This window comes from Citrobacter sp. Marseille-Q6884 (assembly GCF_945906775.1).
In the GTDB taxonomy this organism is placed as follows: Bacteria; Pseudomonadota; Gammaproteobacteria; order Enterobacterales; family Enterobacteriaceae; genus Citrobacter.
Genome location: NZ_CAMDRE010000003.1, coordinates 158,577 through 171,892, shown reverse-complemented (window position 1 = coordinate 171,892; position 13,316 = coordinate 158,577). Strand labels below are relative to the sequence as shown.

Annotated in this window: 12 protein-coding genes and 2 pseudogenes; 6 read left to right on the top strand and 8 right to left on the bottom strand. The window is 51.6% G+C overall.

The annotated features are described in order from the left end of the window. Positions 1 to 152 precede the first annotated feature (152 nt). A complete protein-coding gene (locus tag N7268_RS24375; RefSeq protein ID WP_001067855.1) occupies positions 153 to 857 on the bottom strand; it encodes an IS6-like element IS26 family transposase in 705 nt (234 codons plus the stop codon). Positions 858 to 1,080: 223 nt separating this feature from the next. On the opposite strand from N7268_RS24375, the gene N7268_RS24370 reads away from it, so the two are divergent. The 6 genes from N7268_RS24370 (at position 1,081) to N7268_RS24345 (ending at position 5,347) form a co-directional block, all read left to right on the top strand. Next, positions 1,081 to 1,683 carry a hypothetical protein gene (locus N7268_RS24370; protein WP_004181720.1) on the top strand — a complete coding sequence of 201 codons (603 nt, stop codon included), beginning with the start codon at positions 1,081 to 1,083 and terminating at the stop codon, positions 1,681 to 1,683. A 259-nt stretch (positions 1,684 to 1,942) separates the two neighbouring features. Beyond that, positions 1,943 to 2,674 (top strand): plasmid SOS inhibition protein A, encoded by a 732-nt coding sequence (locus N7268_RS24365; RefSeq protein ID WP_043016708.1) that lies wholly within the window; start codon positions 1,943 to 1,945, stop codon positions 2,672 to 2,674. Positions 2,675 to 2,906: 232 nt separating this feature from the next. Further along, complete coding sequence (locus tag N7268_RS24360; RefSeq protein WP_040120333.1) at positions 2,907 to 3,665, top strand: hypothetical protein; 759 nt, start codon at positions 2,907 to 2,909, stop codon at positions 3,663 to 3,665. Positions 3,666 to 3,730: 65 nt separating this feature from the next. Then, positions 3,731 to 4,120 (top strand): hypothetical protein, encoded by a 390-nt coding sequence (locus tag N7268_RS24355; RefSeq protein WP_040120332.1) that lies wholly within the window; start codon positions 3,731 to 3,733, stop codon positions 4,118 to 4,120. 27 nt (positions 4,121 to 4,147) lie between these two features. Continuing rightward, on the top strand, positions 4,148 to 4,477 hold the full coding sequence (locus N7268_RS24350; RefSeq protein WP_119906220.1) for a hypothetical protein: 330 nt from the start codon (positions 4,148 to 4,150) through the stop codon (positions 4,475 to 4,477). A 165-nt stretch (positions 4,478 to 4,642) separates the two neighbouring features. Beyond that, on the top strand, positions 4,643 to 5,347 hold the full coding sequence (locus N7268_RS24345) for an IS6-like element IS26 family transposase (protein ID WP_001067855.1): 705 nt from the start codon (positions 4,643 to 4,645) through the stop codon (positions 5,345 to 5,347). Positions 5,348 to 5,392: 45 nt separating this feature from the next. Here N7268_RS24345 and N7268_RS24340 read toward each other — a convergent pair. From N7268_RS24340 to N7268_RS24310, 7 genes and pseudogenes are all read right to left on the bottom strand, one after another. Next, positions 5,393 to 5,644: pseudogene (locus tag N7268_RS24340) on the bottom strand (IS1-like element transposase); the annotation flags it as partial. 56 nt (positions 5,645 to 5,700) lie between these two features. Beyond that, positions 5,701 to 6,204 (bottom strand): annotated as a pseudogene (locus N7268_RS24335) (IS110 family transposase); the annotation flags it as partial. A 433-nt stretch (positions 6,205 to 6,637) separates the two neighbouring features. After that, the gene (locus N7268_RS24330; RefSeq protein WP_000851062.1) at positions 6,638 to 7,642 is read right to left on the bottom strand and encodes a LacI family DNA-binding transcriptional regulator; all 1,005 of its coding nucleotides are present in this window, start codon (positions 7,640 to 7,642) and stop codon (positions 6,638 to 6,640) included. A gap of 29 nt (positions 7,643 to 7,671) precedes the next feature. Continuing rightward, on the bottom strand, positions 7,672 to 9,072 hold the full coding sequence (locus tag N7268_RS24325) for a sucrose-6-phosphate hydrolase (RefSeq protein WP_000056853.1): 1,401 nt from the start codon (positions 9,070 to 9,072) through the stop codon (positions 7,672 to 7,674). Next, on the bottom strand, positions 9,072 to 10,442 hold the full coding sequence (locus tag N7268_RS24320) for a sucrose-specific PTS transporter subunit IIBC (protein WP_000345203.1): 1,371 nt from the start codon (positions 10,440 to 10,442) through the stop codon (positions 9,072 to 9,074). The genes N7268_RS24325 and N7268_RS24320 overlap by 1 nt, the downstream gene beginning before the upstream one ends. A gap of 135 nt (positions 10,443 to 10,577) precedes the next feature. Beyond that, entirely contained in the window at positions 10,578 to 12,095 is a 1,518-nt protein-coding gene (locus N7268_RS24315) for a carbohydrate porin (RefSeq protein WP_001393599.1), read from the bottom strand. Between the two features lie 165 nt (positions 12,096 to 12,260). Then, a complete protein-coding gene (locus N7268_RS24310) occupies positions 12,261 to 13,184 on the bottom strand; it encodes an aminoimidazole riboside kinase (RefSeq protein ID WP_000992321.1) in 924 nt (307 codons plus the stop codon). Between the last annotated feature and the right edge of the window lie 132 nt (positions 13,185 to 13,316).

Below are 13,316 nucleotides of genomic sequence, written 5' to 3'. Positions count from 1 at the left end.
GCGCTTGCCTGCCTCAATGTCGTGATAGCTGACAACCCCCACGAAGAAAACAAACCTCACACCTGCGATCGTCGTGATGCAACGATTTTGTCGAGCCAATGGCACTGTTGCAAAGTTAGCGATGAGGCAGCGTTTTGTCTTATTCAAAGGCCTTACATTTCAAAAACTCTGCTTACCAGGCGCATTTCGCCCAGGGGATCACCATAATAAAATGCTGAGGCCTGGCCTTTGCGTAGTGCACGCATCACCTCAATACCTTTGATGGTGGCGTAAGCCGTCTTCATGGATTTAAATCCCAGCGTGGCGCCGATTATCCGTTTCAGTTTGCCATGATCGCATTCAATCACGTTGTTCCGGTACTTAATCTGTCGGTGTTCAACGTCAGACGGGCACCGGCCTTCGCGTTTGAGCAGAGCAAGCGCGCGACCATAGGCGGGCGCTTTATCCGTGTTGATGAATCGCGGGATCTGCCACTTCTTCACGTTGTTGAGGATTTTACCCAGAAACCGGTATGCAGCTTTGCTGTTACGACGGGAGGAGAGATAAAAATCGACAGTGCGGCCCCGGCTGTCGACGGCCCGGTACAGATACGCCCAGCGGCCATTGACCTTCACGTAGGTTTCATCCATGTGCCACGGGCAAAGATCGGAAGGGTTACGCCAGTACCAGCGCAGCCGTTTTTCCATTTCAGGCGCATAACGCTGAACCCAGCGGTAAATCGTGGAGTGATCGACATTCACTCCGCGTTCAGCCAGCATCTCCTGCAGCTCACGGTAACTGATGCCGTATTTGCAGTACCAGCGTACGGCCCACAGAATGATGTCACGCTGAAAATGCCGGCCTTTGAATGGGTTCATGTGCAGCTCCATCAGCAAAAGGGGATGATAAGTTTATCACCACCGACTATTTGCAACAGTGCCATAGTTTTTCCATAATTGGATGCTTTTGCAGGACAACTACGGTTTTTATCCTTTCGTGCCCGGTAAAAAAAATTGTTAAAAAGCGATTTCACCCTTTTAAAGGAAAAATTGTCCTCAGGCTCACAGTACTATAAAAGTATCAATAATCAGGAGCCTTACTATGACTATCATGAAAGTTCATTATTCACCAACTGACGGGATCCCTTTGCACTCCCTTTATCTGAAGGAAACTTCAACCACTGAACGATCAGGTTCAGTACTGGGGGGCGGCATTTCGGGAGACTCTGTTATTCTGGGAGGCGGAGGTTATGCCGGTTCGGAAATGCAGAAGACGACTCGTTCCACTGTCTTTGCACCACCTGATGAAGTTACTGCTGAGCCTGACAACACAAAAATGGTCCTCCGGATTTCCTGTGTTATCGGTGTAATGTTTTTACTTATAATTATTACCTTATTCAGTAATGCTGTTGTTGATATTTTTGACGTAAACGTATCTAAAACAATGTCTTCTTTCCTGGAACATGCTCCCTTCTTTATCATTGGACTATCTGTCATTTGTGCTTTCTTTGTTATAGGAATGACCGATCATGATTACACCCCGGTACTTGAAGAGCATAAAAGGAATGAAGCGCGTTTGTCTGTATACCACAGGCTACGCTATGTCGAAGCTGATAATATTGTTTTTGATCCGCAATCAATGAAAGGATGTTATGCAGAAAGAAAATTCATTGCTTCACTAGTTGAAAGCTGTATCACTAAGTAATATCCCTGATTTCCTTTACTAAGCCTTTCATGTAAGGCTTAGTAATTGCTTTAACCCTCCCTTTGCTCACTGTTTTTATATGCTTCCAGTTTATGGGTGTGCTAAAAGTTGCTTTCTCATGTTTGAAGTTGACTCCGAAAAATATTAAATGTTTTTGAAAATTATTCATAAGCACTATTATATAAATAGGTACTGGCAAGTGAAATAATTACTGATAATATGTCTTTATGTGCTTCCTATTCTCTAAGGATGGTAATTAATGAAATCTTCCACGCTTGTCCCGATTAACCCTTTCCAGCGATGTGCAATGGCTTCTATTTCTTCTGTGGAGAATCGCAGAGCTTTGGGACGGAAAACAGGAGAACTGGCCTACGTCAAAGCCTTTTTTAAAGAACTTACAGGTAAATCGCAAATTAGCTCGAATGACTTGAGAAAGGTCGATTCGAGTTACGATCCATTTGTTCGTGGCGAAGCAACTAAAGTTGAATACCTGCGTGCTATCGATATTCTGATTGAATCTCGTGGAGAGTGTTTTATTCTCCCTCTTTCCTGGTCTCTGGCAGTTTCCATGTTCCCGGAGTTACAGAACAGGGTTTTTCAGCGCCGCGAACACCGTGACCGGATTCATGATCAAAGGGTGGATCGCCTGACAAAGAAAGAATCTAACCTATTGAAATATCAACTTGAAATTAACGTTGCAAAATCCAGGCTTTACTTGTCTTTCTGTGTTCCAGGTCAACATAAACGCTGGTTAGAAGAGTGGCGAAACGATACCCATGGACAAGGACTTACAACTAATCATATTTACCTGCTGATTAAGGAATGGTGGTCATCATTCTGGATAACTTCATACAGAAAGGACTATATTTGGTGTTACACACTGGCTGAATTGCTGGACGAGATTGATTATGTTCTTAGCACTATTACAATTATGGAGTTTAACGTCTGTTTTTCGGCGCTACCATTATCTCTTATATATAAAACTGGATAGAATACAAAGCTTCAATCAGAAAAACTAAATTTTGCAAGCCCAATATTTCTCACCGTTTTCAAGGGTTTCTTGTACCATTTAAGGGGGTGGCTATTATTATCCAGAATTTATGAATCTGACCTTGATTATTATTGCTTCCGGTGGAAATACCCCCTTGATGAGCCGGTTTGGTTTAGTATGATGGTCTTACTCCTAATCGACCGTACTCATCTAAACAGATATGAGGTTTATCATGGCTGACTTTTATTCAGAATGTGCTTGTCTTATTGAAGCAAATCCTACTCAAGCTGATATATTACTTGAGGCAATGAATGAATTGTTTGAACCGGATGATAGTTTTATTCAAAAACTCATTTCATGTGATAACACAAACGGCCTGTCAGAAATGGAGATTATTGTACGTCACTGTGTCCTGAACCATCCATTCAGAAATGTTGCAGATATTCCTGAAGACCTGGACTGGCATTTTGATGGGGAAAAATGCCCTGAAGGTTTTCTTATTAACAGTGATCTCGGTGATTTCAATTCTGAACATGGTGCGCTGTTTGCTCAGGCGGCACTTATTGCATTTGACAGGAACGAATTGATAGAGTTCAAAATTGCTTTTACATGCAGTAACTTAAAAAGGCCTGACGGGTTTGGAGGCGCTGCCTGTGTCGTGAGTAAGGATTTCATCCGGTGGACAGGTCTACACAATTTTCTGGAGGCTGAACGAACCGCTTTCGCCGAGAAGATGAATTACTTCTTTTGTGAATTTACAGAGGTCGTCGGTGAGCTTGAATATCCAGTATCGTTTATATTGCGTTGCCCGAACAGCGTTAATGCAGCGCATAGGTATGATGAGATTCAGCTTAACTATCGCGATGGTGGGGAAAAAGATGCCGAAGGAGGGATACAATTTAGTTCTGGCTCTGCCATCAAAAAATCCAGTATGAAACCAATCACTCCTGATGAGTTCCGGGTGATGAAATCGTACCTGAACGTCATGTGACTCTCTTTGGTCCGGGCATTCTCCCTCCACTCTTCTGTACTGATCTGTCTATTTTGTGAGGCATTATGACAAAGCAAATATTACCCAATGAACTGGCTGAAATCGTAACCGGTCTTCTTATTAAACCTGAACTGCTGGGTGAACTTGACTCCCGTGAGGCGCACCAGGCCTTCATGCTGGATATAGGGCGGGTAATTGCTGATCACTGTGGTGGACGGGTCAACGGCATTACGGATGGCGATGTCGCAAAGCCCTATCTTTCAGACATAGAGTGTACCCCCACACTCCACATTGAACCCGATGACCGTCTGCCTTCGACTGAACGTAACGTATGGTCAAATTATCATGTTGAAGCCTGGGCAGATGATGGACAGGAAACTATCCTCGACAGGGCGATCCGAAACTCTGACAGAGCTGCCCTGCAATCTCTGCTTATTGTGGCCGCACAAAAATAATCTGTCGGTGCTCCTGTTATTAAACGAATGACGGACTGGCGTATCCCTGAAGGTGAACCGGTTTGCCATGAAGCGGATAGCAGAATTTATACGGCCACCTACCATCTGGATAACCAGACCTCAATCGAGGTGGCGGACGATACAGGTCAGCTTTGCTTAGGTGTTTTACTGGAAATCAATCATGGCGTGCCTGCACTACATCTGAATGTGTCGGGTGGGGATAAGCTTCTCCACGTACATGCTGCACAAGGTGGACTTGTCCTGACACCAGACAGTTCCGGGGTACGGTTTCAGGGTGCTGAATGTGACAGGTATGCTTACAGAGATCAGAACTCATTACTTGTGAAGGAACAGTAATATACTGCCCTCCGCCGATCCAGAGTATGGGGTTACCGCATCAGATTTTACTGAGCACACAATCACGAAAAAGTTACTTTTTTCTCAGGAGGTGCCTGGACCGGCACTGTTGCAAATAGTCGGTGGTGATAAACTTATCATCCCCTTTTGCTGATGGAGCTGCACATGAACCCATTCAAAGGCCGGCATTTTCAGCGTGACATCATTCTGTGGGCCGTACGCTGGTACTGCAAATACGGCATCAGTTACCGTGAGCTGCAGGAGATGCTGGCTGAACGCGGAGTGAATGTCGATCACTCCACGATTTACCGCTGGGTTCAGCGTTATGCGCCTGAAATGGAAAAACGGCTGCGCTGGTACTGGCGTAACCCTTCCGATCTTTGCCCGTGGCACATGGATGAAACCTACGTGAAGGTCAATGGCCGCTGGGCGTATCTGTACCGGGCCGTCGACAGCCGGGGCCGCACTGTCGATTTTTATCTCTCCTCCCGTCGTAACAGCAAAGCTGCATACCGGTTTCTGGGTAAAATCCTCAACAACGTGAAGAAGTGGCAGATCCCGCGATTCATCAACACGGATAAAGCGCCCGCCTATGGTCGCGCGCTTGCTCTGCTCAAACGCGAAGGCCGGTGCCCGTCTGACGTTGAACACCGACAGATTAAGTACCGGAACAACGTGATTGAATGCGATCATGGCAAACTGAAACGGATAATCGGCGCCACGCTGGGATTTAAATCCATGAAGACGGCTTATGCCACCATCAAAGGTATTGAGGTGATGCGTGCACTACGCAAAGGCCAGGCCTCAGCATTTTATTATGGTGATCCCCTGGGCGAAATGCGCCTGGTAAGCAGAGTTTTTGAAATGTAAGGCCTTTGAATAAGACAAAAGGCTGCCTCATCGCTAACTTTGCAACAGTGCCCGTAAAACCGTGTTGAGGCCAACGCCCATAATGCGTGCACTGGCGCGACATCCGACGCCATTCATGGCCATATCAATGATTTTCTGGTGCGTACCGGGCTGAGAGGCGGTGTAAGTGAACTGTAGTTGCCATGTTTTACGGCAATGAGAGCAGAGATAGCGCTGATGTCCGGCAGTGCTTTTGCCGTTACGCACTACGCCTTCAGTAGCGGAGCAGGAAGGACATCTGATGGAAATGGAAGCCACGCAAGCACCTTAAAATCACCATCATACACTAAATCAGTAAGTTGGCAGCATTACCCCAGGGGCTGAGGGTAATACTGCTTAAGCGTATTGATGAGCCGATTAACAAAGCGACGCTTGTCTTCGACCAGCAGTCGGCGCTGCTCAACTAATTGCTGGAGTAATCGGATATCCGGATTGTCGGCTTCAATGGCTTTTATCTTGTGGGGATAACGTAGCATCAGGTCTAATGCCAGCTCAGCATCCTGCGGATCATCCTTCGCGCCGCTGGGCCAGAAAGCCTGTCGGTAGCGGGCCAGTGACAACGCGTGTACTGGAAAAACTGTGACAAATGGGTACTTCTGGAGTGCATACACCACCGGGCCTTTCTTCAGCTCAACGGCAATAGCAATCCTGCCTTTCGCCCTCTGGTGTAACTCATTGAGCCAGATATCAAGTGCCTCAGGCGTATGTTCAATCACATGGAATATGCGATCACCGTTTTTAAACTGAACGCAGACATCGTGTTTTTTATCCGCCCAGTCCAAACCAACATGAGCAGCAAACTGATCTTTCGCAGTCATCACCAACTCCTTTTTATCGGGGATTGGTATGCATTCCACGCTCTTCGAAAGAAATATAGTCAGCAGTTTTTCTGCATGCCCTGAGTATTCGTTAGCGAACGTGGAGCACTTACTGGCTCGAAAGCAAAGCGGCAATCATCGAATCACATGATTCTGGCACAATATTCGTAACCAATAAGCGCATACCCTGAATCACTTAAAAGTGTAACTCTCAGGGTGTGAATGACTATATCTGGCACAAAACGGACTGTCATTGTCAGGCATTTTGTCAGCGGTCAGTTAATCCAGTCTCCCTGCGTGAGGCCAGGCAACTGCTCAAACGCCCTAATATGGTCGTTACCAGCACGATGCCGGCGCCAATGGTATGCCCGGCGATCGCCGGGCCGTTCAGACCAATCGGCATCCAGCGTCGCTATTCAAAAATACTCAGTTATTACTGATGCCGAAACTGCAGCGTTGCGGGCAGGTAGCGTTGTAGCGTTTCGGGCGTATCGCCCTCGATCAGCTGGCTTATCAGATCGTAGCAGTGCCAGGCCAGCTGGCGATTATCCTGCTGGACAGTGTCGATACGCAGCGACAGCGAATCATAAAGATAGTGATCGTCAAAGCTCGTCAGATGAATATCGGAATCGAGTAAATGGTGCTGGCTCATATAGCGCAGAACCCCTTCGAGCAGCCCGCAGGCGGCGGTGAATAGCGCCTTAGGCGGCCGCCCAAGGCGCGCGCAGAGTGCGGCAAACATCTCATAGCCGGAGCTGGGGTGGTAATTGCCGTTGATCACCCATTCCGGACGCAGGGCAATACCCGCCTGAGCCAAACCCTGCGTGAACCCGGTCAGACGATCGCGGGAGGGCGACAGACGCGCCTGACCGCCTAAAAACCAGAACTCATCGCTATGCTGAGGCGCGATGCGGGAAATCAGTTCCGCCGTTGGGGTAATCGAATCGGTCATTACCAGCGGCAGCGCGCTTTCATTGGGGCACCGGTCAAACAGCACCACTGGCAGCTGTTGGCTGAGTTTGAGATAGTCGGCATCGTTGTGCATACAGGAAGCGACGATCATCCCGTCGACCTGGCGGGCAATCATATTATTGACCACCACGCTCTCCTGACCGGGGTTTTCATCAGTACAAGAGATCAACAGCTGGACGCCCGCCTCGCGGCACAGCATCTCCAGCTCATGGGCAAAGACCGCAAAGCCGTGGTTGGTGATCTCCGGCACCACCAGCCCGATGGTGTGGCTGCGGTTGTTGCGCAGCGAGCGGGCATGAATGCTTGGCTGATAGTGATGCTTACGGGCAATCGACAGTACGCGCTCACGCGTTTCCTGCGCCACGCGCAGCTCCTTGCCACGACCATTCAGTACCAAGCTGGCGGTCGCTTTGGAGACGCCAGCCTGTTCGGCTATATCTTTAATGGTTACGCGTTTGGTTTTCATTACGACGCCATGAGCCTGAAGCAAAACGCTTATTCTACCATGCAAGTTCGCAGCGGCCAGTAGCAGAATGCGTCCGGCGTGATGCCGGAGAATGTTAGCTGACCGGAGCAGGCCGGGAAGTAGCGGCTGCTCATCACCCCTTCACCGCCGTTTATGAAAATCTCCACGCTCGACTGGTCGATGAAAACACGCAGCGAGCGGACGTTTCCGCGCCAGTAACGATAATGCATCTCGTCACTGGCGAGACTGCGTCGGGCCAGGCGGAGTCCGCTGGCATCGCACTCAAGGGTTAATACGCCGCCAAAATCGAGGCTCAACATATCGCCCCCGCGGGTTTGCAAATCGATTTCCATCGGTGCCAGCGGCAGGGCGTTCCCCGACCAGCCGTTCGCTTCACCGCGCAGGGCGCTCAGTTCCCGTAGCGGACGCTGATAGAGCTGACCGTTGATAAACTCCAGCTCACGCAGGCAGGTCATCTGATGGATCCAGCCGTTGTTCAGGGTCGGCTGAAGCATCTCTTCGCCCTCCGGCACGCCCATCCAGCCGACCAGCAGACGACGGCCATCACTGGTAAGCATGGTTTGCGGGGCGTAGAACTCAAACCCGGCGTCCAGTTCGTGCAGTTCGCCGTGTCTGAAAGCGCCAGCAGCGTAATCAAACTCGCCCGCCATCCATACTGCCGGGTAGGTGTTCAGGTAGCACTCTTCCTCACGGGCAATCCCCTGCGGACAGCAGATTAGAATATGCTGGTCGCCGAGTGGAAAAAGATCCGGGCACTCCCACATATAGCCGACGTCGTCGAGGCCATTGATGCCGTGGCCGGCGATTTCACCCATACTCGTCCACTGATGGAGATCCGCAGAGCTGAACAGCAGCACCTTGCCGCGCTTTTGCCGATCCTGCGCGCCCAGCACCATGTACCACAGGTCTTCGTGTCGCCAGACTTTTGGGTCGCGCACGTGGCCGGTGTAGCCCTCCGGCAGCGGCAGGACCGGACCGATTTTGCGGAAGGTGCCGTCAGCGTTTTCCGTTGCCAGGCATTGCCAGGCGGTTCGCCCTCCCTCGGCAAACTTCACGTTGCCGGTATAGCACAGGGTAAGCGTACCGTTGTTATCCACCGCGCTGCCGGAGTAGCAGCCGTTACGGTCATACTCTTCGTCCGGCATCAGCGCAATGGGCTCATGCTGCCAGTGCAGCAGATCGATGGAACTCCAGTGCGCCCAGCACTTAAACGTATGATCGCAGGCGAGCGGGTTCCACTGATAAAACAGATGATAGCGTCCGGCAAATTCGATAAAGCCGTTGGGGTCGTTCATCAGCCCGGTGACCGGCGCATGGTGCCAGCGCGGATAGTGGCTATCGGCCAGCGCGCGCGGCTGGCCCTGCATTACGGCCTGCAAAATCGCAGGCAGTCGTGATGGAAGAGACATTATTCAGCGTCCGTTTTGTATTTCAAAACCAGGGAGACCGTAAAGGCGACGCCAAAGGCGATAACCATCCCGATAATGTAGTTCAACAGCGAACTGGCCTGCACGATGGCCATGCCGGGGATCGCTGTCAAGCCGACCGCGGTCATGTAGACGTGTACAGATACCACCCATGCGCCGCCCGCCGCACCACCAATCAGCGCCGCAATAAATGGCTTCACAAAGCGCAGGTTAATACCAAAAATCGCCGCCTCGGTGATGCCCAGCATGGCGGAAAACGCCGAGGGCAGAGTAATGGCTTTAATTTTTGCATCTTTGGTTTTGAACCACACCGCCAGACAGGCTCCGCCCTGAGCGACGTTGGCCATCGCCCAAATCGGCAGCAGGAAGTTGACGCCGATGGAGGGATTGCCCAGCAACCCGGCTTCAACCGCATGGAAGCTGTGATGAATACCGGTAATGACGATAACTGAATAGAGACCGCCAAACAGTAACCCGGCGAGCCAGCCGGCGTGGCTAATCAGGGTGCTGAGGACAAACGAGATACCGTCGCCCAGTGCGCGACCGGCCGGGCCGATAATCAACAGGGCGATAAAACCGGATATAATCACCGTCAGGAACGGCGTCAGGATCAAATCCAGGGCATCGGGGATTGCGCGACGCAACTGCTTCTCAACGATGCTCATAAACCATACTGCCAGCAGTACCGGGAACACCGTACCCTGATAGCCGATCATGGCAATTTCGAAGCCGAAAAAGTTCATGGTGTGGAAACCCGCGGCCACGCCCCAGGCGTTAGTCAGCGCTGGATGAGTCAGAATGCCGCCAAGCGTCGCGCCGAGATAAGGATTACCGCCGAATTCGCGGGCGGCGGTAAAGCCAATCAGAATCGGCAGAATGATAAATGCCGCCGAGCTGCACATATCCAGCATGATGTAGATGGCGTTGCCCGGGTCAACCCAGCCGTATGTTTTGACCATTCCCAGCAGGCCCATCAGCAGACCAGAGGCGACGATGGCAGGGATTATCGGCACGAAGATGTTTGATAGCAGGCGGGCGATGCGCTGGAACGGATTGAGCTTTTTTGCCGCGATGTCGGCGGCTTCCGATTTGCTGGATTCGCTAATACCCGCCGCCTGAGTAAAGGCAGCGTAGACCTTATTTACCACCCCGGTGCCGAAAATAATCTGCATCTGTCCGGCATTACGAAAACAGCCCTTCACCCCTTCAACTTTGCCGATGGCCTGCTGGTCGGCCAGCGAATCATCGACCAGCACCAGGCGCAGGCGCGTGGCGCAGTGCGCGGCGCTGGCGATATTTTCTTTGCCTCCAAGAAGCGGAAGCAGCGAGCAGGAAATCTGTTCAAAATCCATAGTACCCTCTTAAGGCTTAAACATTTTTATGTTGTCGTCCCGCGTTCACGGGAGCGCTTTTTCTGCGTCTTAGTTGAGTCCGGGGTGACAAAGATGCTCTGACCCCCGGCTATTCCTGTCATCAGGCGTAAGCCGTCAGAACCAGGTTTCCATCTGCACACCGAAAGACCATTCGCCGCCCGAGTTAAAACCGTCACTGCCCAGGGCGTCGTCGCTGGCGTAATTATTCAGTTTTTTGCTCCAGTCCATCCAGGAGGTATAGAAACGAATCTCCGGGCGACTGAAGAAATCACCGATACTGCCGACCTTAAATGTCGGGGCGAAGGTGAGCTTGTAGAAGCTACCGTTCACCGCCTGACGATCGTTATAACCTTCGGGTTTAAGATCCATGTACTGGTAGCTGCCTTCGTAGGCGAGAGCGAAATTCTGATTGATTGCCTGAATCAGACGCAGGTTGAATGTTGCCCACTGATAGCTGTCGCCATCGGCATAGCGGTCTTTACTGCGTTGCGCCAGCATTGCCGGGGCAACAGACCAGTTTTCGCTGAGCGGCGTGGTGCCGTAACTGGCAATGCGCCATGTGTCGGCTCCCGGACGAAGTGCGCCATCAGATCCGATACCTTTAACCTCTGCGCCCAGACCATGACCATAAAGCAGAGCGGTTTTACTGCTACCGTCGCGCAGGCCGTAGAAACTGTCGTTATGCAGGCCGAGCAGCGCATGCACGCCGGTGTTTGCCGCATCGCCTTTTACCAGATTGCCGTTGCTATCTTTACGCTCGTCGTTATCCTTCGCCCGCAGACCGCTGACCATCATCTGCAGCGGACCTGCGAAGTGATTCATGGTGAGGATATAGTTCTGCACGCTGTTGCTGGAATCATCAATGTCGCCGAAGTTACGCCCGTACAGGGAGAAATTACTCCGCAGGCCGTCGTTCCACTTCACGTCATAGATACCACCACCGGTACCGGCGAGGAACACGACATCAGAGTCAATCCAGTGAATATCGAAATTGTCGCGGTCGAAACGTTTCCCGGCCCACAGGGTGGAGCCCTTAAATGGCCCAGCGAACGTCGGCAGGTTACCCAATTCGACAAAGGCCTGACGAACGTTCAGATCGCTGGTGCTTGCAGTCCAGTCGTTATAAGAGGTTTGCCCGTCGGCGACCATCACCTTAAAGCGGGTCGTGGCCCCATTATCCAGGGTCTGCTTATGTTCAAGATTCATTTCAACATAGGTATCGGCCTGGTTTCCCAGACGGCCGATAGCTCCGCCGGTTTCACCTGCCGGCGTTATGTAGGCTCCGGATTTGGTGCTGGCGCCGGAATCATTCATTATCACGCCGGAGCGGGCGTAACCGTGAAACTCAAATCCGCTTTTGTCATCGGCTTTTTTCTCAAGTCTGGCGGTACGCTGAGCCACTTCCTGAGTCGAGTTCTGGTTTTTTTGCTGCTGCGCGGTGAGTTGCTGAACTTTTTTCTCCGCCGCCCCGGCGCGGTTTTCCGCCGTTTGCGCCCTGTTTTCTGCCTCCTGCAGGCGTTTTTCCAGCGCGTTGAGTCGGGCTTCAATGGTGCTTATATCCGTTTGCGCATGGGCTGAGGCAGCGCTGGTTAGCAAAGCGATAAGCATCGCAAGTGTGCTTTTTCTGTACATGCTGTTGGCATCCCAAAAGTAAAAATGGAAAATTATAATTTTTGCTAAACCGGTTTAGGCGCTATGTTAAGCCCGACCTTTGTTTTTCTTAAAACAAATATGCTAAACCGGTTTAATAAATGTGATGCATGCAACAAAGTGAGCCGCGCAAAGCGGCTTTAAGGATTAAAACTGACGGTTGAGATCGCGCTGATAAGGCAAGGCGGTCATCGCACCTTTGGCTGTGGTGGCCAGGGCGCCGCAGGTCTGTGCAAGCGTGAGTGTCGGTTCCAGTGCGGTCATGTCCGTTGGCATCCCGTTAGCCGCAAGGCTGGCGAGCAGTCCGGCGACAAATGCGTCTCCCGCGCCGGTGGTGTCCACGCTGGCCACAGGCCGGGCGTTGAAATGGGTAAACTTCTGCTGAAACGCGGCAAGCACCCCCGCTTTGCCCCGGGTCACCAGTAGCAATTCTGGCTGATAGCGCTCCGTTACGCTGGCGATTCCGTATGCTAAATCATTACTGCTGCTGATGAAGACCAGCTCCTCTTCCGATAGCTTTACCACGTTGGCCATGTGCAAAGCGCGATCGAGGCAGGCTAGCAGCAAAGCCTGATCCTGCCAGAGATCGGGACGAATATTAGGGTCAAAGCTGACCCGACCGCCGGCAGACCTGATGCTCTCCATCGCCGCGAAGGTAGTGCTACGGCTGGGCTCGGCGCTGAGCGCGATGGAGCAGACGTGCAACCACTGTCCGGCGGCAAACTGTGGCAGGTCTTCTTCAACCAGGAACAGGTCCGCGCTGGGGCGTACCATAAAGGTAAAGGTGCGTTCCCCCTGGTCGTCAAGGTCGACGACCACAGTGGACGTGCGGTGCTGATCGTCGAGATACATATGGCTGACGTCGACCTGCTCCTGTTGCAGGGTATGACGCATGTAGCGGCCAAACGGGTCACCGCCGACGCGGCCGATAAATCCGCTGTTGCCGCCAAGGCGGGCAACCCCTACCGCCACGTTAGCCGGCGCGCCTCCAGGGCACTGCAGCAGGCGCCCTTCGCTCTCCGGCAGCAGGTCCACCACCGCGTCGCCCAGAACCCAAACTTTTGCATTCATGCTAAAACCCTCCAAAGCTAAACTTAATTAAACCGGTTTAGCATATTAAATCACAGTGACCGAGTGGGTGGAACGTTCCAGCCGGAAAAGCGCGGCTCATGACATAAAAACGTGAGCCGCCTTATGAAATAG